Raw genomic sequence first — 21,566 nt, 5'->3', positions numbered from 1 at the left:
TTTTCTTAACGCTCAGTCCTCTTGCGCCTGAATAGCGGTAATGACAACTGTATTGAAAATATCGTCTACGGTACAGCCTCTGCTTAGGTCATTGACAGGTTTGTTCAAGCCTTGGAGCATAGGTCCAATCGCGATGGCCCCAGTTTCTCTTTGAACGGCCTTATAGGTGTTGTTTCCGGTATTCAGGTCAGGAAAAATAAGTACAGAAGCATTTCCAGCCACCTTTGAATCAGGCATTTTTTGTTTACCTGTTATTGGGTCAACTGCAGCATCGTATTGAATGGGACCTTCCACCTGTATATCAGGTCTCTTGGATTTAACAATTTCAGTGGCCTTTCTGACTTTTTCCACATCCTCTCCTGTCCCTGATGCTCCTGAGGAATAAGAAAGCATGGCTACTCTGGCATCTATGCCAAATTTGATGCTGGTGTCTGCTGAAGAGATGGCTATTTCTGCCAATTCTTCAGCAGTTGGGTTAATATTTATGGCGCAATCTCCAAAAATGGTCACCCTATCCGGTAGACACATGAAGAAGATTGAAGAGACCAATGAGATGCCCGGTTTTGTCTTGACAAACTGAAGGGCAGGTCTAATGGTATGTGCTGTTGTGTGGATGGCACCTGAAACCATACCATCTGCATGTCCCTTATATACCATCATGGTGCCGAAATAAGCCACATCAGTCATTAAATCCTTGGCAACTTGAAGTGGCATATTTTTTCCTTTCCGAAGTTCAAAAAGGGTGTTGACATATTCATCGTAGTGGAAAGCATCCTGCGGATTGATGATCTGGCAATTTTCTTGGTTGAGGCATAAACCCAACCTGCTGATATTACTGCTAATTTCATTAACATCCCCTAGCAAGGTGATTTTTACAATGTCCTGTCTGACCAAGCGGTCAGCAGCTTTTAATACCCGTTCATCCTTTCCTTCTGGCAGAACAATATGTTTTTTCTTGGCTTTTGCCCAGCTGACCAATTGGTATTGGAACATCCGCGGGGTCATTCCAACAGGCTTGAATGCTGCTATTTCTTTTTCCAAGGCCTCTATGTCCATGTACTTCCTGAAGGTGCTGATGGCAAGGTGGATTTTGTCCGGATTGTCTGGGCTGATTTTGGAATGAATTCCAGCCACCTTAGTCGCAGCATAGAAAGAGGGTTCCTCTAGCCTTAGAATAGGGACACTGATATTTGACCCTTCCATGAGTTTAATGACTGAACCTGCAATTTCAAATCCACCGGTCAATACAATACCGGCGATTTTTGGATAGTTCTTTGAAAGGTTAGCCTGTAAAGAGGCCATAATGATATCTGCCCTGTCACCTGGGGTGACGATAAGTACATTTTGTTTGATATGGTTCAAAAAGTTGGCTATCTGCATAGCACCAAAAATGAAATGATCAGCCCTATTGGATAAATATTGCTCTCCAAACATTACTTCCGCCTGCAAATGATCCTTGACTTCCTTCATGCTGGGGCTTTTAAGTTCTGTGACATTAGGGATGACGGTCACAAGGATGTCTTTTTTCAGCTGTGCCTGCAAATGGTTTTTGACTTCCTCAAGATTTGCCGGCTCTACTTTGTTGACAACTACCCCAAGCACTTTGACTTTCCTTTGAAGGAAGTTTTTGATGGTCACAATGCTGGCATTGCTTATCTGTTGGGCAGTTTTATCCGCACCTGAGGTCACGATGATAACAGGGGTACCCAAGTTTTTGGCTATAGTAGCATTGGCATCAAATTCAAATGCAGTTCCTTCACCCAAAAAATCACTGCCTTCAATGATGGTAAAATCGTATTCCTCTTCCAGTTTTTTATATTTACTGATGATTGTATCGATGATTTCACCCTGCATGCCGGACTCAGCAAGCAAATTAGCCTCATCTCTGGTATAGGCATAGGACCTGTTGTAGGCTATGGGCAGCTTGAAATGCTGGATTAGCGTATCAATTTGAACATCACTCTTCGCCTCAGGGCTGTGATTGATAATGGGTTTGAAATAACCTATTTTTTGTGTTTTGGATAAAAGCATGTCCACAATGCCTAAAGCTACAGTGGATTTTCCGCTGTAAGGTTCTGCGGTTGCTATAAAAACACTCTTATTGATTTCCATCATTAGTATTTTTTCATTTATGCAAAATTAATGCTTCCGTTGATACAATGTCTTGATGAAATCATGCCCCAAACATGACTTAAATCATGTGGTTTAATTTGCAAGTTTGGCAGACACTGCTCTTCGCTCTGCGGCCTTATCCAGGCTCACATTGATTTCAAAGCAGATTAAAATGATCAAAGAGGTAATGAATAGCCATAACATTACGGCTATCATGGCTCCAATAGAACCGTATAGTTTATTGTATGTCGCAAAATTATTTAAGTAATAGCTGAACAGGTAAAAGCTGAAGTTGATCAGCACTCCCGCAGTGACCGATCCTGTAGAAAAAAAGCGCCATTTATCATGCACAGCTGGAGCAAATCTAAATATGTAAGCCGTTGCCAAGGTAAAAAGGGCGAGTAAAACCAAAAACCGAAAAGCTGTGAGCATGTAATAATACAGGGCGCTTGATACTATTTCCCACTCAGAAATATTGTACAAAATTGAACTTCCTAAGATCATGATGACTACGGCACCACAGATGGCGAGAACCAATATCATTACAATGCTTACTGCGATCAGTCTTGTTTTCCAAAAAGAACGGTTTTCTTTGGTTTTATATACCGCATTGAATGCGTTCATCATAGAAACTACGCCATTGGTGGAAAGAAAAAGTGCGAGAAAAAAACCAAGTGACAATAAGCTCTGCCTAGGTTTACTGACAATATCCATGATTGTTGTTTCTGCTTCTTTATATATACTCGTCGGTATCAATTCCCCAATGAACAATAAAATATTTTGCGTTGTCACATTTGGAAAAAACATACCTATGTAAGGTATCATATTCAATAAAAAAAGTAACAGTGGAAACATGGCCACTGTAAAACTGAATGCCATGGCCCCCGCCCTCTCGCTGATTTCATCTTTTTGAATTTGCTCAATAAAAATCTTACCTACATCATAAAGGTTTTGATCAGGGTTACCAAAATGAAACTTCCTGAGCAATTTTGCCTTACGGGTAAATTTGATGGAAAATAAACGAATCCTTTTTTTCACTTAAAATAGGATTATTGAAAATATGGCCGCAATAAATCTAATAAATATTGGGGAGGTCTGCAGGGTCTGTGGCTTTCTTTTTTTAGAAAAGTGAGTGTGGTCCAGCCTTTTGTGATCAATTCCTCGGCTTGATTGTACACTTCATATTCAAATTTTATTCTGATACCGGGAATTTCAGGTATCGTGGTTTTGATTGTGAGAATCTCATCATATTTACCGGGTTTGATAAATTGAGAATGGAGTTCCAGCACAGGCATGATGATACCATCTTCCTCCATTTGCTTGTAAGAAAATCCAGCGGAACGTAAGGCTTCGACACGGGCCACTTCAAAATACATGGCATAATTTCCGTAGTATACGTAAGCCATCTGATCGGTTTCGGCATACCTGACACGAACTTGGGTTGTAGCTTGGAACATATCAATAAATTTTAGCCCTGTTTAATGCTGCCTGATACCTCCTGGCGTTATTGAGGTGGTCATTGAGGTTGGTGGCAAATGCATGATAACCAGAGAAATCATCCTTCGCACAGAAATACAGATAAGAGTGGCCTTCATAATTTAAGACCGCATCCAAAGCTGAAATTTCGGGTAAGTTGATCGGTCCCGGGGGCAGTCCTGTGTATTTGTACGTATTGTATGGGCTATCTATTTCCTTATGTACATTTAATACCCTTCTGATGCTGAAATCTCCAGCCGCAAAAACCAATGTTGGATCAGCCTGAAGAGGCATGTTGATTCTTAAACGGTTCATATAAACACCAGCCACTCTGGGTCTTTCATCTGATTTTTGGGTTTCGGCCTGAACGATGGAGGCCAATGTCGAAACTTCCAAAGGCGTTAAACCGATGTTTTCGGCTTTTTCCTTTCGGCTTTCCGTCCAGAATTTTTCATATTCCCTATACATGCGGTCAAAAAGGTTCTCCGGGCTGGTATTCCACCACACCTCATAAGTATTCGGTATGAACATAGACATGATTGTTTCTTGCTCAAAGCCAAATTTCATGATATAAATAGAATCAGAAAGTAAGTTTAAAAAGCTACTTTCATCGATTTCCAGGTTTCTGGTTATTTTTTCTGAAAGATCTTCCTTCGTTCTTACATTGTTAAAAGTAATGTTTACAGGTGTTTGATTACCAGAACGAAGCAAGCGGACCAAGTTGAGGTTGTTGATTTTGGGGGGTATGGTATATAAACCTGGTTTTACTGCTTCCTGGTATTTCATTACTTTTGATACAAACCCAAATGTAATGAGGTCATGGATCACAGCATTTTGATACAAACTATCGGCCACCTGTTGGAAAGTTGCATTGGATGGGATTTTCAGTAAATAGGGTTCCTCTTTGTCTACTAGGGCATTTGGACTAAAAAAAGCCTGATAAAAATAAAAGGACATGGAGGTCAACAGCACAGAGAATGTGATGATGAGGATCAAATAAATTTTTGTTTTCTTATCTTCAAACATGATTTGTACTTCTTCAAAAGAATAACGGCAAAAATAGAGAATTTTGTTCACGGGGCTAACCTTCTGCTAAAACTATGTGTAATACCTTACAGGTTGTATGTGCCATCATTGTACAAAATAACAGGGTATTATGTGCCCAAAGGGCAGAAAATATGTCTTTGCCCTTAAAATGGGAATTCCCCGGAGGTAAAATAGAACCGGGAGAAAGTCCTGAGAATTGCTTAAAAAGAGAAATAAAAGAGGAATTGAATCTTTTTATTGAGGTGGGCAAAAGGTTAAAAAGTAATGTGCATACTTACGGTGAAGGAAGGCAGATTGAACTGATTCCTTTTTTAGCCCGTATCAAAGGGGGGGATTTACAGGTAAGAGAACATAAGCAGGTTATCTGGAAAGGTTTTCATGATTTAAAAAATCTGGATTGGGCTGAAGCAGATATTCCAATAATGCGTGTTTTTGTCAAAAACCACTCCCAAATTGAATAAAAAAACATGTTGAAATGTAATGAATCCTGCTAATGCATGCAAATCTTAAGCGATTGATAATGATGGTATTGAACAGTGTCTATTTTTTAAATTTATTTTAAACCGTTAAATATTTTGACTTAATGCATTGTGCCCCTAATTTCGGTATGTATTTCTTTGAGAAGTCACATTGAAGCAGTACAATACCTAATACAAGACCAAACACGAAATCCAATGGCAGCGGAATTGATCAAATTATACCCTGAAAATCCTGAAATGCGGAAGATCCAACGCATTGTAGAGGTGCTTCGTGATGGTGGGGTTATTATTTATCCTACGGATACCGTCTATGGTATGGGGTGCGATATCCATAATCAACGGGCAGTTGAACGGATTGCCCAGATCAAAGGCATCAAACCCAAAAAGCACAATTTCTCATTCATTTGCTATGATTTGAGCAATATATCGGAATATACGAGGGCATTGAGCACACCTGTATTTAAAGTAATGAAAAAAGCATTACCAGGCCCATATACTTTTATTTTAGAGGCAAATAACGCTGTGCCCAAGATATTAAATAGTAATAAAAAAACGGTAGGTATTCGCGTGCCGGATCATTCCATTCCAAGGCTTTTGGTAAAAGAATTGGGTTCGCCAATTTTGACTACTTCCATTCATGATGAGGATGAGGTGGTGGAGTACAGTACCGACCCTGAATTGATTTATGAAAAATACAGAGATTTGGTAGATGTGGTAATTGATGGAGGCTATGGCAATAATGTCGCATCCACAGTACTTGATTGTACAGGAAGTGAGATTGAATTGGTCAGGGAAGGTTTAGGGCCTGTGGATGATATTTTATAATTCCTGAAAAAACCAAGGATGCGTATTTATACGGAATTATTTTATTTGCCCAATCTAGAGTATTTTACAGCAATTTTGGATAAGGATGAATTGTTTTTGGACGGTACTGAATATTATCAAAAACAGACCTTTAGGAACAGGTCAAAAATCCTCCTCGCCAATAAGGTTGAAACGCTTTCGGTCCCTGTAGCAGGTGGTAACAAAAAGAGAAAATACAGAGACATTCAAATTGATTATAACCAAAAATGGAAAAATGTTCACTTAAGGGGGATTCAGTCAGCATATGGAAAAGCTCCTTTTTTTGAATATTTTTATCCTTATATTGAAAATGTTTATTTAAAAAACCACAAGTTTTTATTTGACATGAACATGGATTTACTGACAGTTTGTCTTAAGTTACTCCAACTCAATGTCAAAGTTTCCGTATGGGAAGAAGAGGGGCAAATACCTGATTCAATGGATATTCGAGGTCTTTTACATGTAAAATCAGGACCTGGAATGTACAGTTTCTACCAAGAAAAGGAATATTTGCAGTTATTTGGCGTAGACTTTGCACCTAATCTAAGCATCATCGATCTGCTTTTTTGTGAAGGAAGTTCCGCTGAGTCCATCCTCAGGGCTTCTCAAAAAAAATGATTGAACAAACGTTAAAAGGATTGTGTTTTTAAAACAAATTCGGTAACATTAATACAGATTTAAAATCAATTCAGAAAGGAAATAAATGGAAGCAAAATTTTCAAACAGAGTCAAAGAGGTGATCTCACTCAGCCGTGAAGAAGCATTACGGTTGGGCCATGATTACATCGGTACGGAACACCTCTTGTTGGGAATGATCCGTGAGGGTGAAGGAGTGGCTGTTTCCATATTGAAAAAGTTGGGTGTCCCCTTGGACGAGCTCAGAAATTCCATCGAAAGGGCAGTAAAAGGTACTGCCAATCACAACGTGAAGAATCTGGCAAATATTCCTCTGACCAGGCAATCTGAAAAAGTATTGAAGATTACTTATCTGGAGGCAAAAATATTTAAAAGTCAGTTAATTGGTACTGAGCATTTATTGCTGTCCATCCTGAGGGATGAGGACAATATTGCGACGCAGATTTTACAAAAATTTGATGCCAATTATGACGCGGTAAAGGAAATGCTGGAATTTCAGACTGATGGCGGGCCAAGGTCCAAAGCTCAGGCTGATGATCCAGATGAGGATGGATCCAAATTATTTGGTTCCTCTTCCGGTAGTGGAAGTTCAGGAAGCAGCGCTAAAGGATCCGCTGAAAAATCAAGGACTCCGGTTTTAGATAATTTTGGAAGAGATCTGACCAAGATGGCGGAAGATGATAAACTTGACCCGATCATTGGAAGAGAAAAGGAAATCGAACGCGTTGCGCAGATTCTTTCCAGGAGAAAGAAAAACAACCCCATTCTTATTGGTGAACCGGGAGTCGGTAAGACAGCCATTGCAGAAGGCTTGGCACTTCGTATTGTGCAGAAGAAAGTTTCCCGAGTGCTGTTCAATAAGCGTGTAGTTACCTTGGACTTGGCTTCCTTGGTGGCAGGCACCAAATATCGAGGACAGTTTGAGGAGCGTATGAAGGCGGTAATGAATGAGTTGGAAAAATCGCCAAATGTCATTCTTTTCATCGATGAGTTACATACGATTGTTGGTGCAGGTGGTGCAAGTGGTTCCTTGGACGCTTCCAACATGTTTAAACCTGCTTTAGCCAGAGGTGAAATACAGTGTATAGGCGCAACCACCTTGGATGAATACAGGCAGTACATAGAAAAGGACGGGGCATTGGCAAGAAGGTTCCAAATGGTTATGGTGGACGCCACTACTCCTGAAGAGACCGTTCAAATTCTCAATAACATTAAAGATAAGTACGAAGATCACCACAATGTGATCTACACGCCTGAAGCCATTGAAGCTTGTGTGAAGTTGTCTGACAGGTATATTTCAGACAGGTTCCTTCCAGACAAAGCCATTGATATATTGGATGAGGCAGGAGCCAGGGTTCACATCAACAATATCCATGTCCCAGAAGAGATACTGAAACTGGAGGAAGAAGTTGAACAGATAAAAGTAGAGAAAAACAGGGTTGTAAAAAGCCAGAAATACGAAGAAGCAGCACAATTGCGGGATAAGGAGAAGAAACTTCTTGAGCAATTGGAGAATGCCAAAGTGAAGTGGGAGGAGGAAAGCAAGACAAAACGTTACATGGTCGAAGAAGATAATGTAGCTGAAGTGATTGCGATGATGACAGGTATTCCAGCCAAGCGTATTGCCCAAAATGAAGGGTCTAAATTGCTTAGTATGGCGCATGATCTTCAGGCCAAGGTGATTGGTCAGGATGAGGCCATAAAAAAATTGGTGAAAGCGATCCAAAGAACAAGAGTAGGTTTAAAAGATCCCAAAAAACCGATCGGTTCTTTCATTTTCCTTGGACCAACCGGTGTAGGTAAAACAGAATTGGCCAAAATGTTGGCCTCCTATCTCTTCGATAAAGAAGATTCCCTTGTGCGAATCGACATGTCTGAATATATGGAAAAATTCTCCGTATCAAGACTGGTAGGTGCGCCTCCTGGATATGTAGGTTATGAAGAAGGTGGACAGTTGACCGAGAAAGTCAGAAGGAAGCCCTATTCAGTAGTTCTCTTGGATGAGATAGAAAAAGCACACCCAGATGTGTTTAATATCCTACTTCAGGTACTGGATGACGGTATTTTGACAGATGGATTGGGAAGAAGGGTTGATTTTAGAAATACCATCATCATCATGACATCAAACATCGGTGTAAGAGATTTAAAAGATTTCGGTGCTGGTATTGGTTTCGCATCTAAATCCAAGCAGCAGAGTATGGACGAAGTGATGAAGTCAACCATTCAGAGTGCCCTTAAAAAAGCCTTCAGTCCTGAGTTCCTTAATAGATTGGATGATGTAGTAGTGTTCAATTCTTTGAATAAAGAACATATCCATCAAATTATCGATATCAGTCTTAAAAAGTTGTTCAGTAGAATTACCGATTTGGGTTACGAAATACAATTGACAGACAAAGCGAAAGATTTCTTGGCAGAAAAAGGGTACGACCAGCAATATGGTGCAAGACCTTTAAATAGGGCCATCCAAAAATACTTGGAAGATGCGCTGGCGGAAGAAATACTGAAAGGTGAATTGTCAGACGGAGACGTCATCTTAGCAGACTACGGTGGAGAAGGAGAAGAATTGACCATTTCGGTCAATAAAAAAGAAAAAGCTGAGTAAAGTTGTAAATCACCTTGATTATTAAGAGCTGTTACCTCTGGTAACGGCTCTTATTTTTTATATATAACTGAAGGAATAATTGGCCTTATTATATTACCTTAAACCCTAAAGTCAAACATTTTCAAGGCATTGTTCTTTTATTTATAAAGGAATAAATAATTAACCATTCAATAATCATGAAAGCAATCTGGAACAATCAAGTGATCGCCGAAAGTAATCAAACCCTTCAAGTAGAAGGCAACCATTATTTCCCTGCCGAAGCAATAAAAAAAGAATTCTTTACCCCATCTGAAACACATACCACCTGTCCCTGGAAAGGAGTGGCCTCTTATTACCATATTGAAGTCAATGGTGAGACCAATAAAGATGCAGCTTGGTACTATCCTGAAACCAAACCTGCAGCCAGGGAAATCAAAGGTTATGTCGCCTTTTGGAAGGGTGTAAAAGTGGAGCCTTGATCATCATCATGAGGAATGCATAAACATAGTTATTTACCAAGATGCAATTTTTAGTGCCAAGCACAACTATGTATCTTACGCCATATTCGTTTTGACTATGAGGAAGCCAAAAAAGCAATATTTAACCTTCATTTTTTCTTTACTCTTTTGCTTGTTGTTTTTGGGGATTACTTTGATTTTTCCGGAAAGCTTTAAAAGCAAGCTGCAGTCATGGTCTTCTGCAAGTATGGATGTATTTGGAGGGTTTTACCTGTGGCTTGGCTTTTTTGCAGTGGTTTTACTGATAGTGCTTGCTATTTCACCATTAGGAAGAAAAAGACTTGGCTCTGAAAAACCAAGCTATGGCTGGTTTTCATGGATCGCCATGCTGTACAGCACAGGAATGGGAGCGGGCCTGCTCCTGAGGGCAGTACAGGAACCTGTTTTTTATTACCTCAATCCACCAAGGGAGACACTCCATGTTCCAACTGAATTTGCACTACAATATACCTTTTTCCACTGGGGATTTACGCCTTGGGCTTTTTATGGGTTATTTGGACTCGTTATTGGTTATCAAGTCTCTGTACGGGGTAAACGTATTTTGGGCTCATCAATACTGACTGAAAATCTACAGTCCTCCATTTGGGCGGTGGCAATAGATTTTCTAATCATCATTTGTACCCTTTTAGGAGTGGTGGCAGCTGTAGGACTGGGCGGCAGACAGCTTTTGGAATCCTTTGTTTATTGGACTGAAAGTCAAAATTTGGTGATAGAAAACACTATCCTGATAGTGTTTTTGGTTTGTATTTTAGCCACATGGTCAGCTTTCCGTGGTGTTAGTAGAGGAATCAGAGTCTTGTCGAATCTAAATTTAGCCATGGCTACTGCCCTGTTGTTATTTATTTGGATCATTGGTACTGAGGGCTCAGTCCTTATTTCCCTGGTGGAATCTTTGGGTATTTATATCTTGGAGTTTGTTCCCATGAGCCTGAATTTTGGGACACAAAAAGTATCTAAAGATTTTCTTTTGGATTGGACCTTTTTTTATTGGGCTTTTTGGTTGGCTTGGGCCCCCTTTACCGGTGTTTTTATTGCCCGAATATCACAAGGTAGATCCATTCGGCAATTCATTATTGGTGTTTTGCTAGTGCCCAGTTTGGGTACTTTTTTATGGTTTACTGTTTTTGGCATCAACGCCTTTGAATTGATCGAATTGGGAAAAATTCCAGAGGACTATTTTGAATCTATTTATAGTGCATTATTTAATTTCCTGAATTTCTTTCCAGGCTCATTGATCAGTAATGCGGTCAGTACTTTATTGGTTTTTACTTTTCTGCTGACTTCAGTCGACTCAGCCATTTTTGTATTGAGTATGTTTTCCGAAAATGGTAAAACCCAACCCAATAAAAGAATCAGGTTGTTTTGGGGTATTCTCATTGCACTTTTTACTATTGCTGTAATATGGGTGGGAAAAGAGAGTTTGCTGGAATCCGTCAGTCAGTTATTGATATTGGCCGCCCTTCCATTTGGCTTTTTGTTTTTAGGAATGGTTTTGTATTTTATCTTTCAATTGTATTTAGAAAAAAAGTATGAACAGAAATAAATTATTGCAAACACTTTTTAAAACCTGTAGACAGCGTACCTCTACGATTTGCAAGCCTTTGGAAGTAGAAGATTACATTCCCCAACCGACCATAGATGTTTCCCCTCCTAAATGGCATTTAGGACACACTACCTGGTTTTTTGAAGCTTTTGTTTTGCAGCCCTACTTTAAGGATTACCGGCTTTATGACAATGATTTTGCGTATCTGTTTAACAGCTATTACAACAATGCTGGCAAAAGGGTACTGCGCCCCAATAGAGGACTGATGAGCCGCCCACCGGTCAGGGAAGTGATGGCTTACAGAGATTATGTAACTGAAGCCATGCTGCAATTCTTATCACAGGTTGATGATCCAATGATTATGGACATTGTGGAATTGGGAATCAATCATGAAGAACAACATCAGGAATTGTTGGTCTATGATATCAAATATATATTGGGTAACCAACCAACCTTTCCTATATATGGAGAAGGTTTCGAATTAAAACCTGAAACCGGGAAAGGATTTGTAGAACTGAAAGAAGGGCTTTATAACATAGGGGCTGATGGCCACTCATTTTGTTACGACAATGAAAGAGGACAGCATCAGGTTTACTTGGGGAAATATGCCATCAGTAATACCTTAGTCAGCAATGGAGCGTATTTTGAGTTTATTGCTGATGGGGGATATAAAGATTTCAATTTATGGCTTTCGGAGGGTTGGGATTTTATCCAAAGGGAAAAAATAAAGGCGCCTTTATATTGGCATCAACTGGAAGGGGAATGGTGGCAATATACGCTACAAGGCTTTCAGAAAATAGATCCAAATCAACCGGTACAACATATCAGTTTTTATGAGGCACTTGCATTTGCTGAATGGAAAGGAATGCGCTTGCCTACGGAGTTTGAATGGGAGGCTGCAGCATCACAATTGAACTGGGGGCAATTGTGGGAATGGACCTACAGTGCCTATCAACCTTACCCCGACTTTGAAAAAGCCCCGGGAGCTCTGGGAGAGTACAATGGGAAATTCATGATCAACCAAAATGTCTTGCGTGGTGCATCCGTGGCTACGGCGCCCAAGCATAGCAGAATCACATATAGAAATTTCTTTCATGCGGCCTGCAGATGGCATTTTGCAGGTATCCGATTAGCCAAATCATTATGAGTCAACAAAAAGCCTTTTTAGACCATGTCATCGAAGGACTGCGTCAAAAACCCAAGAAAATATCCTCTCTTTATTTTTATGACACAAAGGGGTCCAGAATTTTCCAGGAAATCATGAATATGCCGGAATACTATTTACCGGAACTGGAAAAAGCTTTATTGATCAAAGAAGCTGAATCCATTGCCGCGCATTTCAAAGAGGAGCCTGTTACGGTCATTGAACTGGGAGCAGGGGATGGAAGTAAAACACGGATTCTCCTGGAGTCTTTGTCAGTGTCCTCTAGAAATGTCACGTATGTTCCACTTGATATTGATAAGGATGTTTTGGAAGAAAATAAGCAGGCAACGGTAAAAGCCATCCCAGGTGTTCAGGTAAAGATTATTGCCGGGAATTATTTCGAAACCTTATCGAAAGCCGCTGGCATGGAGGGTAAAAAACTCTTGCTTTTCATGGGAAGTAATCTGGGTAATTTCGACGAAAATAGGACCAGAGACTTCTTGAAGATGATTTATGACCACTTGGATGGTGGAGATTATTTTTTGTTGGCAGTGGATCTGAAAAAAGATCCCAAAAAAATAGCGAAAGCTTATGATGATCCCCATGGCATTACTGCAAAATTCAACCTAAATCTTCTGGCAAGAATGAACAGGGAGCTTGAGGGAGATTTTAGATTGGATCAATTTGAACATTACGCTACCTATAATCCACTCAGTGGTTTGGCCCAAAGCTTTTTGGTCAGCAAAAAAAGACAAAAGGTCCAAATTGCCGGCCAATTCATAGAATTTGAGGCAGGAGAGGTAATTCATACGGAGAATTCCAGAAAATATGCACTCCCCGAAATAAAACAGCTGCTCGAAAATGAAGGATTCCTGATAAATCCTTCTGATATATTTGAGCAGGAGGGTTATGGATTAGTTTTAGCAGGAAAATGAATAAAAAAAACGATGGCCCATGGAGCCATCGCTTTTTAATAATTATTACCCAATCAATTTTCGGCCTAAACCGAACTTTGAAATTTTAAATATTTTTATTGGCCTCAAGGTTGTTATAATCAAACAGGAAGTCCTATTTAATTTAAACCTGAAGCATTCGAATTTACTGTTTAAGTTTGGGTTATTGTTTGTATAAGGGCCTGATCATCAAAGTGCCAATGTTCACGATGAGAAATTCAGTTCATAAAAAGGCTGAATTGGACAAACACTTTTATATAATCGAAAATAGGATCAAAAGGTTCTGAACCCGAGTGAAATTCTATCACCATTTAAGGTAAAATTATACCAAAGGGCTCAAAAATGATAATGGGAAAAACACAATTCCTTGCAAAAATCAAACAGTTTATTGGCTCCTTGAAGGTAATCTGCAAATTGGTCAGTATAGGAAGCCAAATAGCCATATGGGTATCTTATTTCCACTTCCAAATTTTATCTTGTCAGCCACCACAAATGCATTCGGAACACCTTTAATCTGTTGAGCAGTTTTATTTGGTCCACCGATTTCGAAAAAGTAAGTATCATCTACCATAAAGTCCCCAAATTTCGGGAATGTTACATCATGCATTTGCCGGAGTTGGTTGAAGAAAAATGTTTCCCTTAAGTTTCCTGAATCAGTTGAATGAGAAGAAAATGCAAATGCTAAGTTGGTATTTTGAAGGTAGATTTTTTCAGGCTTCCGGAGAAAAGACACTCCTTTGGTAGATTGTCTAAGGAGGTTCAATATCTGGGCTTGTTCCAGTAAATCCAATGTCTTAAGGACAGTATTCCTTGACACTTCCAGTCTCTCTGCCAATTTGCTGATATTCGGAATAAAAGGAACAGATTCGCTGATGATCAGTATCAACTTTTTCATGTTGCGAATTGTCTGATGCGTCAAGTCCTCCAAAGGGCTCAAATCCATTTCTAAAACTACCTGTGTTGTTTCCAATAGTCGGGATTTATAGTTGCTCTTACCTTCCCTATAAAAAGGATAGTGGCCAAATTCCAGATATTCCTTAAATAGAGAAAGAACCTCAATCTGATCGGTAACCTGTTCGCACAGTTCTTGATGCTTCTCCAAGATTTCATATAACATGAGCTTGTGAAACTCACCTTTCTTTTCCAGCTTTAAAAACTCCCTAAAAGACAGACCAGCTAAATGGTAAACCGCGGCTCTTCTCGAGAGATCTGCTTTTCCCTTTTCTAAAGCCAAAATAGAAGAACCTGAGACGACAAACCGAACCTCTGGAAAATTATCATAAAGGTTTTTAAGGTCGGTTGACCAATGTTGGTAGCGATGCACTTCATCCAAAAAGAAAGTTTGATATCCTTTCTCAATTAAATCTTCCACAAAAAGCACCAATCTATTTTCTTCAAAAAAGAAATCATCCAAACTCAGATAAATGGAAGGGCTTGTAACCTGCTGCATTTGCTGAATAAGAAGCGTGGTCTTTCCAACTCCACGATGTCCCAAAACCAAAATCAACCGCTGTGACCAATCTATTTGATCAAACAGATAGCGTCGGAAATCTTGTTTGATTTCTTTCTTTTTTTTCTCAGAAAATTGAATGAGTCGCTCCATGTTGTTTTATGAACAAAACAAAAATATAAAATGTTTTTTCTGTAAAACAATATATCAAAATGTTTTATATAAAAAACATATTATTTTTTAAAGTGTCAAGAAAAGGGTTTTCTAAAAATGACGCAGAGGAAAAGTGTGGTACTGGGTTAAATTCCTTTGCGTTTTCCGCATCTTTTTTTATGCCTGAATCGTGATATTGAAAAACCTTCGAGGTCAAAAAAAGACCTCAAAGGTTAATAGTTACTTACCCTTGAGGTTTCCAAAAACCTCGAAGGTCTTTAATCTTTTCTAATATTCAATTGATCAGCTTTTCCTTAATAAAAAACCTTCGAGTGCGCCGCGGCGTACTCAAAGGTTTCTACATCCTCGTGATCTCTGACTCCAGTTCCTTCATAAAAGGCTGATTGTACAGCCTTCTTCCCGTGGCCTGGTACAGGGCATTGGAAACTGCCGCAAAAATAGGAGGGAAGAGGGGTTCTCCCAATCCGGTGGGGTCAATGTCATTTTTCACAAAATGGACCTCTACTTTTTTAGGCGCCTCCGCCATACGGATCATGCGGTATTGATGGAAGTTGTTTTTTTGAGGCACTCCATCTTTGAATGGTAATTCCCCAAAGAAGGCATTGCCGATTCCATCCACAATGGCACCTTCACCCATATTGGCAGCAGCATCAGGGTTGATGACAATACCACAGTCTACTGCTGCGACAACATTTTCCACTACCGGTTTATTTCCTTCCAATCGAAGGTCCAAAACTTCAGCCACATAAGAATTGTGACAGAAATAAGCAGATACACCCCGGTGGATACCAGGTTCGCTTTGACCCCAGTTGGATTTTTCTTTTACCAATTTCAATACTCCTGCATACCGCTCCGCATCGTAGTCATTGTTGCTGCCTACAGGATTGGTTTTAGCCCTTTCCAGGAGTTCCAAGCGGAAGTCTATTGGATCCTTGTCCATTTCTTCGGCCAATTCATCCAGGAAGGATTGTTCAGCACTGGCAATAAAGTTGGATCTTGGAGCCCTGAAAGCCCCAATGGTGATATTGGATTCTATGGCCCAACCTTCAGCAAGGTAGTTATCCAATGCACCTGCGGGGAATCTGTTTGGTGCAATCGGAGTCTCAGGAATGCCTCCTGCTTTGACATGAAGCGCCAAAAGCTTGTTGTTTTCATCCAAAGCTGCCCTGTAAGTGGCGGTATAGGTAGGACGATAGATACCATAAGTCATGTCGTCTTCCCGAGAGTACACCATCTTAATAGGAGCGCCAACTTGTTTAGAGATAACGGCTGCTTCCACCAAATGGTGGCCATAAGCCCTCTGACCAAATCCGCCACCCATTCTGGCCAGGTTGATTTGAATTTTCTCTTTAGGTAGCCCTAATCTTGCCGATAAGGTATTGCTGATCACTTCCGGTGCCTGTATTGGTCCGTAAAGTTCTGCCTGATCTGCAGTCACATGAGCATAGCAGGTGACCGGCTCCATGCAATTATGGGCTAAGTATGGCGCGTTATAGGTTCTTTCCAGGATCTTGGCGGCTTTTTTAAATGCAGCTTCAGGATCCCCATCTCTGCGCAGGATGTTTCCGGGTTTTTTGGAGAATTCTTCCATCCTGGCACGGTGTCCCTCTGAACTCTCCAAACCTGCCGGGATTTTTACCTTGCTGGCATTTCCGCCAAAACCTGATTGCATTATAGACCTTTCCGGTGCTACTTCCCATTCGGCTTTGAGCTTCTTTTTGGCCTGCATCACTTCCCATGTGGTATTGCCGACGACGGCAATCATTTCATAATGGGTAGTGGTATCAAAGAAGTTGTGCTCATAATCATCTTGGTGCACCTTGAAGCTGAATACATCCTTGATACCGGGCATGGATTTGGCCTCAGCCGCATCAAAGGATTTCAAGCGCATTCCGAAGGCAGGTGCATGTTCGATCATGGCCACCAACATGCCTTCTTTTTTATAATCTATGGTGAAAAGCGGTTTCCCGGTAAGGATTTTATTGACTTCTACGTTCTTTTTTGATGTTCCAATTATTTTGAAGTCCTTTTTGTCTTTCAATTCTACTTCTTCCGGAACAGGTAAAGTAGCTGCCAAGGAGGCCATCTCCCCATAACCAGCTTTTTTGCCGGAGGCTTGATGGATTAAAACTCCTGATTCTGTGGTGATTTCATTTGCAGGAACATTCCAGCTTTGTGCTGCTGCAGCGACCAACATGGCCCTGGCCGTAGCCCCTGCCGTTCTTAGTGGTTGCCATCCCTGTCTGATGGACTGACTACCTCCGGTAAACTGTCTTCCATATCTTTCCGGATAAAAATCTGCCTGCTCTACCCATACATTTTTCCAGTCCACATCCAGCTCTTCTGCAAGGATCATCGGCATGGAAGTTTTGACATTCTGTCCAAATTCCGGGTTTGGATTGAATAGTGTAACAGCACCATTTTCACCTATTTTGATAAAGGCGTTCATTTCAAACCATTCATCCGGTAATCCTAAAGCCACTTCCTTAGGACTGGGTTTACAACCCGCCAGCCAGCTAAAGCTCAGCATCATACCGCCTCCTGCCAGAGCCGATGCCTTCAAAAAGGATCTTCTATCGAGTTTTGTTTTTACAATGCTCATGGTTGTATGCTTTAGGGTTAGGAATTGGCAGCTGTCTTGATGGCCTTTTTAATTCTTACATAAGTACCGCAACGGCAGATGTTGCCATTCATGGCATTGTCTATATCCGTATCACTAGGATTGGGATTGTTGTCCAACAAAGCTACAGCGCTCATGATCTGTCCTGCTTGGCAGTAGCCACATTGTGGCACATCATGCTCCATCCATGCCTTTTGAACGGGATGATCTCCTTTTTCTGAAAGACCCTCTATGGTGGTTATTTTAGTGCCTTCAGCCGCTGAAACAGGTATAGAGCAGGAGCGTACCGCATTTCCATCCATAATAACCGTGCAGGAGCCACATTGGGCTATACCGCATCCATATTTGGTCCCCACCAGGTCAAGATGGTCTCTCAATACCCATAATATTGGGGTGTTGGGATCGACATCCACTATTTGGGTTTTTCCGTTGATGTTGAGGTTGAATGTTGCCATATATTTTTGCTTTAAATGATCGTAATTAGGGATATAACTTGATATTGGTTGATATTTATGGATATTATTTGATATTGGATCCGCCACGGCCGGGATATTTATGGATATTTTTTTTGAAATGAGTTGAACTGATTTTTTAAGAAAGCTGAGGAGCGAAAGGTTGCTGGTACAGCCGCTTACCTGTCGCCTGGTAAAGTGCATTGGCCAAGGCAGCAAAAACCGGAGGATAACCGGGTTCACCCAAACCAGTGGGTTCTATCTGACTTTCCACGAAATAGGTTTCAATTACTTTTGGTGCCTCACTCATCCTGATCATGCGATAGCGGTCAAAGTTGGATCGGTCAGGTGCTCCCTGATTGAACTTCAATTCTCCATACATCGCAGTTCCAATACCGTCCACGACGCAACCCTCACAGAGGTTTCTGGCAGCATCAGGATTGATGATCAGGCCACAATCCACGGCCTGAACCACTTTTTCTACTTTTACCTGCCCGTTTTCAATTTTGAGATCTACTACCTGTGCTGCGTAGCTGTTGTGGCAGAAATAGGCGGAAACACCTCTGGATATTCCTGCGGGAACTTGTTCCCAGTTGGATTTTTCTTTGACCAGTTCCAAGACACCCGCATATCGAACAGGATCATAATCGTTGTTTTGTCCGATCGGGTTTTCTTTTGCTTTTTTCAATAATTCCAAGCGGAAATCAATGGGGTCTTTTCCAATAGCCTCAGCAATTTCATCCAAAAAGGATTGTTCCGCGGCAGCGATAAAGTTGGACCTGGGAGCCCTAAATGAGCCCACAGTTATGTTGGAGGCTACAGTCCATTCCTCTGCCAGGTAATTTTCCACAGATCCGGCAGGGAAGCGGTCCGCGTACAAAGGAGGCTCTACCAATCCACCGGCATTCACGTGGAAACCGATCAGGTTATTGTCCTTGTCCAAAGCGGCACGATAGGTAGCCTGGTACATGGGACGGTAGATTCCCCCGGTCATGTCATCTTCCCGAGAATATATCAGTTTGATGGGAGCATTCACTTTTTGGGAAATTACCGCTGCCTCGATCAACCAATGGGCATAGGAGCGACGGCCATAACCACCGCCCAAACGGGTCATATCTATATGGATATTTTCTATGGGAATCCCTAATCTACTGGAAAGGGCCTGTTCGGTCAGTTCGGGTTTCTGCAGTGGCCCAGCGCATTCCACTTTATCTCCATTGACATGGGCAAAGAAATTCATTGGTTCCATGCAGTTGTGTGCCAGGAATGGCCCATTGTAGGTCCTTTCGATTACTTTTGCAGCTGAACGAAAAGCATCTTCTGGGTTACCGTCTTTTCTGACGGTCCGTGCATTTTTAGCTGCAATACCCATTTTTCGGAGCTGTTCCTGTTCGTCTTCCAGTCCTGCCGGGATCGTTCTCTTTTCTTTTCTGCCATTCCAGTCCCTGCTTTCCTCGTAAGTTGAAAATTCTTCCCATTCTACCTTGACTGCTTTTTTGGCATTCATTACTTCCCATGTCGAATTCCCGACGATGGCAACGGTATCCGTGAAACTGGTGGTGTCAAAAAAGGTGCGTTCGTAATCATCCTGATGGGATTTGACCTGGAAAACATCTTTGATTCCCGGCATGCCTGTGGCCTCAGAAGCATCAAATGATTTCAATCTTAATCCGTGGGCAGGAGGGTGGATGATCATGGCATAAAGCATACCCTCTTTTTTGTAATCCACTCCAAAAAGCGGTTTGCCTGTAACGATTTTTTTGGCATCTACATTCTTGCGTGCAGTTCCTATTATCTTATAATCCTTTCTATCTTTCAATTGAACATTTTCAGGCAAAGGAAGTGTTGCTGCCAGAGAAGCCATTTCTCCATAGTGGGCTTTCTTCCTGGATGCTGTGTGGATGACATAACCTGATTCGGTGGTAATTTCATTGGCTGGGACATCCCAGGTTTGGGCTGCAGCATTGACCAGTAGTTGTCTGGCTGTAGCACCGGCTTGTCTCAGCACATTCCAACCCATTCTGATGGCCTGACTTCCGCCTATGAATTGTCGGGTAAAGTTGTCTGTGTCCAATGGTGCCTGTTCCACAACTACTTTAGACCAGTCTGCGTCCAATTCCTCCGCCACGATCATGGGCATGCCAGTTTTGACGTTTTGCCCACCTTCCGGATTGGGAGACATGATGGTAATGAGACCGTTTTCACCGATTCTGATAAATCCATTGATCCTGAACCATTCCTCCGGCATTCCAAGTGCCGCTTCTTTGGATCCGGGTTTACAGCCTGCCAGCCAACCCACACTCAAAAACAATCCTCCACCGGCAAGGGCAGATACTTTAAGAAAGGAGCGGCGGTTAAGGGAAGTTTTGGATAAGGTCATTTTATGAGTTGATGGATTATCTTCTCAATTTACCAGTATATAGCCCTAATGTCAAGGCAAATTGATTGAAGGTTTTTAGGAATTTGTTTTCGACGAAAGAGAAACCTGTTAGATTTCATTACTTTTCTATTTGATGCGTGTCTCTTACACTACTAAAGGTCATGGCCATCATTTTCCAGTCAGAACCCTCTTTTTGATAAACCTCAGTTACTGTAAATTCTACTTTGGCATCATTTCCCCGGACTACCGATTCGAGGGTGATCCGGTTCCAGACAATGGCAGTATTTCCCACAAGCTCTACTGCTGTGTCATGCACGGTGGCTTTTTTGTACCATATGCTGCCTGTTTCGATGATTTCCAGTTCACGGGCTGTGGTCCATGTTCCGCTCATATGGACAAACTTTGCCTGCGGGTGGAACAAAGGAGCAAGTTTCGAAACGTCTTTGTCTGCCATCCACTGCCATTTGTCCATGGAGAGTTGAATGACTTCTTTTTCAGTATCGCTATTGGGATGGGTTTGGGCATGATTTGGAAAGGACAAGTAAAGGTAGAAAAGAATGGTCAGCAGGAAAGATTTCATGTGTTTTTCAGTTTGTTAAGCTCTTTGGAATTAAAGTTAATTTTGGTAAACCAAAATTACAGAATATTAAACTGGTTTTCTTACGGAATTCAAACAAGGAATTGGCAAAATCAAAGAACATTAATGTTTTTATTAAATTTTAAGACATTTTGTGTCTTGATCGTCCCAATGAACGTCTGAATCATTTTAATTTTATATTTTTAGGCAAATAGTTGCTTATGGCCCTTTTTCAAAATTCAGTACTTAAGAAATACCTTGGAGCAGAAGATCAATTGCTGGTAAAGGAAGCTTTTTCAGCGTATCAAAAGTATTTCCATCATCCACAGGTCCGTGAAAATATCCGTGCTGCAAAAGAAGAACAATTTCAGGAAGGATTTCTCAGGGAGCTTTTTGTCAACATCTTGGGCTATACCATCAATCCTGAGCCGGATTATAATCTGACCACGGAACTCAAAAACATCAAAGATTCCAAAAAGACAGATGGTGCCATCCTGAAAGACGGTACTGCATTGGCTGTAATTGAGTTGAAAGGTACAGACACCAAGGACTTGGATAAAATCCGTGATCAGGCTTTCAGC

At 41.1% G+C, this 21,566-nt stretch carries 17 protein-coding genes and 1 pseudogene; 9 read left to right on the top strand and 9 right to left on the bottom strand.

What is annotated here, in order from left to right:
* Positions 1-12: 12 nt before the first annotated feature.
* The 4 genes from pta to mltG form a co-directional block, all read right to left on the bottom strand.
* On the bottom strand, positions 13-2,115 hold the full coding sequence (pta, locus tag B879_RS07435; RefSeq protein ID WP_009184544.1) for a phosphate acetyltransferase: 2,103 nt from the start codon (positions 2,113-2,115) through the stop codon (positions 13-15).
* A 90-nt stretch (positions 2,116-2,205) separates the two neighbouring features.
* Complete coding sequence (locus B879_RS07430; RefSeq protein WP_009184543.1) at positions 2,206-3,150, bottom strand: YihY/virulence factor BrkB family protein; 945 nt, start codon at positions 3,148-3,150, stop codon at positions 2,206-2,208.
* 11 nt (positions 3,151-3,161) lie between these two features.
* Complete coding sequence (locus B879_RS07425) at positions 3,162-3,569, bottom strand: acyl-CoA thioesterase (RefSeq protein ID WP_009184542.1); 408 nt, start codon at positions 3,567-3,569, stop codon at positions 3,162-3,164.
* Position 3,570: 1 nt separating this feature from the next.
* On the bottom strand, positions 3,571-4,614 hold the full coding sequence (mltG, locus tag B879_RS07420) for an endolytic transglycosylase MltG (RefSeq protein WP_009184541.1): 1,044 nt from the start codon (positions 4,612-4,614) through the stop codon (positions 3,571-3,573).
* Between the two features lie 74 nt (positions 4,615-4,688).
* Between mltG and B879_RS07415 the strand changes: the two genes are divergently transcribed.
* The 8 genes from B879_RS07415 (at position 4,689) to egtD (ending at position 13,314) form a co-directional block, all read left to right on the top strand.
* Positions 4,689-5,096: a (deoxy)nucleoside triphosphate pyrophosphohydrolase gene (locus B879_RS07415; RefSeq protein ID WP_009184540.1), complete on the top strand. Its 408-nt coding sequence runs from the start codon at positions 4,689-4,691 to the stop codon at positions 5,094-5,096.
* Between the two features lie 213 nt (positions 5,097-5,309).
* The gene (locus B879_RS07410; RefSeq protein ID WP_040400364.1) at positions 5,310-5,939 is read left to right on the top strand and encodes an L-threonylcarbamoyladenylate synthase; all 630 of its coding nucleotides are present in this window, start codon (positions 5,310-5,312) and stop codon (positions 5,937-5,939) included.
* Between the two features lie 18 nt (positions 5,940-5,957).
* Positions 5,958-6,575, top strand: a complete 618-nt coding sequence (locus tag B879_RS07405) for a WbqC family protein (RefSeq protein WP_009184538.1) — start codon at positions 5,958-5,960, stop codon at positions 6,573-6,575.
* Positions 6,576-6,660: 85 nt separating this feature from the next.
* Positions 6,661-9,195 (top strand): ATP-dependent Clp protease ATP-binding subunit, encoded by a 2,535-nt coding sequence (locus B879_RS07400; RefSeq protein WP_009184537.1) that lies wholly within the window; start codon positions 6,661-6,663, stop codon positions 9,193-9,195.
* Between the two features lie 176 nt (positions 9,196-9,371).
* Positions 9,372-9,653: a DUF427 domain-containing protein gene (locus B879_RS07395; protein WP_009184536.1), complete on the top strand. Its 282-nt coding sequence runs from the start codon at positions 9,372-9,374 to the stop codon at positions 9,651-9,653.
* Between the two features lie 97 nt (positions 9,654-9,750).
* Entirely contained in the window at positions 9,751-11,235 is a 1,485-nt protein-coding gene (locus tag B879_RS07390; RefSeq protein ID WP_009184535.1) for a BCCT family transporter, read from the top strand.
* On the top strand, positions 11,222-12,382 hold the full coding sequence (gene egtB / locus B879_RS07385) for an ergothioneine biosynthesis protein EgtB (RefSeq protein WP_009184534.1): 1,161 nt from the start codon (positions 11,222-11,224) through the stop codon (positions 12,380-12,382). The genes B879_RS07390 and egtB overlap by 14 nt, the downstream gene beginning before the upstream one ends.
* Positions 12,379-13,314 (top strand): L-histidine N(alpha)-methyltransferase, encoded by a 936-nt coding sequence (egtD, locus tag B879_RS07380; protein ID WP_009184533.1) that lies wholly within the window; start codon positions 12,379-12,381, stop codon positions 13,312-13,314. Before egtB ends, egtD begins: the two co-directional genes overlap by 4 nt.
* Positions 13,315-13,750: 436 nt before the next feature.
* On the opposite strand, the gene B879_RS07375 is transcribed toward egtD, so the two are convergent.
* From B879_RS07375 to B879_RS07355, 5 genes are all read right to left on the bottom strand, one after another.
* Entirely contained in the window at positions 13,751-14,935 is a 1,185-nt protein-coding gene (locus B879_RS07375) for an ATP-binding protein (RefSeq protein ID WP_009184531.1), read from the bottom strand.
* Positions 14,936-15,293: 358 nt separating this feature from the next.
* The gene (locus B879_RS07370) at positions 15,294-17,558 is read right to left on the bottom strand and encodes a xanthine dehydrogenase family protein molybdopterin-binding subunit (RefSeq protein WP_009184529.1); all 2,265 of its coding nucleotides are present in this window, start codon (positions 17,556-17,558) and stop codon (positions 15,294-15,296) included.
* 17 nt (positions 17,559-17,575) lie between these two features.
* A complete protein-coding gene (locus tag B879_RS07365) occupies positions 17,576-18,031 on the bottom strand; it encodes a (2Fe-2S)-binding protein (RefSeq protein WP_009184528.1) in 456 nt (151 codons plus the stop codon).
* A 136-nt stretch (positions 18,032-18,167) separates the two neighbouring features.
* Positions 18,168-20,408, bottom strand: a complete 2,241-nt coding sequence (locus tag B879_RS07360; RefSeq protein WP_009184527.1) for a xanthine dehydrogenase family protein molybdopterin-binding subunit — start codon at positions 20,406-20,408, stop codon at positions 18,168-18,170.
* A gap of 118 nt (positions 20,409-20,526) precedes the next feature.
* On the bottom strand, positions 20,527-20,988 hold the full coding sequence (locus B879_RS07355; RefSeq protein ID WP_009184526.1) for a nuclear transport factor 2 family protein: 462 nt from the start codon (positions 20,986-20,988) through the stop codon (positions 20,527-20,529).
* Between the two features lie 218 nt (positions 20,989-21,206).
* Here B879_RS07355 and B879_RS07350 point away from each other — a divergent pair.
* Positions 21,207-21,566, top strand: a pseudogene (locus tag B879_RS07350) (Eco57I restriction-modification methylase domain-containing protein); the annotation flags it as partial.

The organism is Cecembia lonarensis LW9 (assembly GCF_000298295.1).
GTDB classification, from domain to species: domain Bacteria; phylum Bacteroidota; class Bacteroidia; order Cytophagales; family Cyclobacteriaceae; genus Cecembia; species Cecembia lonarensis.
This window is presented reverse-complemented; position numbering and strand designations above follow the sequence as displayed.

Excerpts from the sequence above, each read along its gene's own strand:
- B879_RS07375 (WP_009184531.1), bottom strand. The coding sequence starts at position 14,935 with ATGGAGCGACTCATTCAATTTTCTGAGAAAAAAAAGAAAGAAATCAAA.
- B879_RS07410 (WP_040400364.1), top strand. The coding sequence starts at position 5,310 with ATGGCAGCGGAATTGATCAAATTATACCCTGAAAATCCTGAAATGCGG.
- B879_RS07415 (WP_009184540.1), top strand. The coding sequence starts at position 4,689 with ATGTGTAATACCTTACAGGTTGTATGTGCCATCATTGTACAAAATAAC.
- B879_RS07355 (WP_009184526.1), bottom strand. The coding sequence starts at position 20,988 with ATGAAATCTTTCCTGCTGACCATTCTTTTCTACCTTTACTTGTCCTTT.
- mltG (WP_009184541.1), bottom strand. The coding sequence starts at position 4,614 with ATGTTTGAAGATAAGAAAACAAAAATTTATTTGATCCTCATCATCACA.
- B879_RS07390 (WP_009184535.1), top strand. The coding sequence starts at position 9,751 with ATGAGGAAGCCAAAAAAGCAATATTTAACCTTCATTTTTTCTTTACTC.
- B879_RS07360 (WP_009184527.1), bottom strand. The coding sequence starts at position 20,408 with ATGACCTTATCCAAAACTTCCCTTAACCGCCGCTCCTTTCTTAAAGTA.
- B879_RS07365 (WP_009184528.1), bottom strand. The coding sequence starts at position 18,031 with ATGGCAACATTCAACCTCAACATCAACGGAAAAACCCAAATAGTGGAT.
- B879_RS07395 (WP_009184536.1), top strand. The coding sequence starts at position 9,372 with ATGAAAGCAATCTGGAACAATCAAGTGATCGCCGAAAGTAATCAAACC.
- egtB (WP_009184534.1), top strand. The coding sequence starts at position 11,222 with ATGAACAGAAATAAATTATTGCAAACACTTTTTAAAACCTGTAGACAG.
- pta (WP_009184544.1), bottom strand. The coding sequence starts at position 2,115 with ATGATGGAAATCAATAAGAGTGTTTTTATAGCAACCGCAGAACCTTAC.
- egtD (WP_009184533.1), top strand. The coding sequence starts at position 12,379 with ATGAGTCAACAAAAAGCCTTTTTAGACCATGTCATCGAAGGACTGCGT.
- B879_RS07405 (WP_009184538.1), top strand. The coding sequence starts at position 5,958 with ATGCGTATTTATACGGAATTATTTTATTTGCCCAATCTAGAGTATTTT.
- B879_RS07370 (WP_009184529.1), bottom strand. The coding sequence starts at position 17,558 with ATGAGCATTGTAAAAACAAAACTCGATAGAAGATCCTTTTTGAAGGCA.
- B879_RS07425 (WP_009184542.1), bottom strand. The coding sequence starts at position 3,569 with ATGTTCCAAGCTACAACCCAAGTTCGTGTCAGGTATGCCGAAACCGAT.
- B879_RS07400 (WP_009184537.1), top strand. The coding sequence starts at position 6,661 with ATGGAAGCAAAATTTTCAAACAGAGTCAAAGAGGTGATCTCACTCAGC.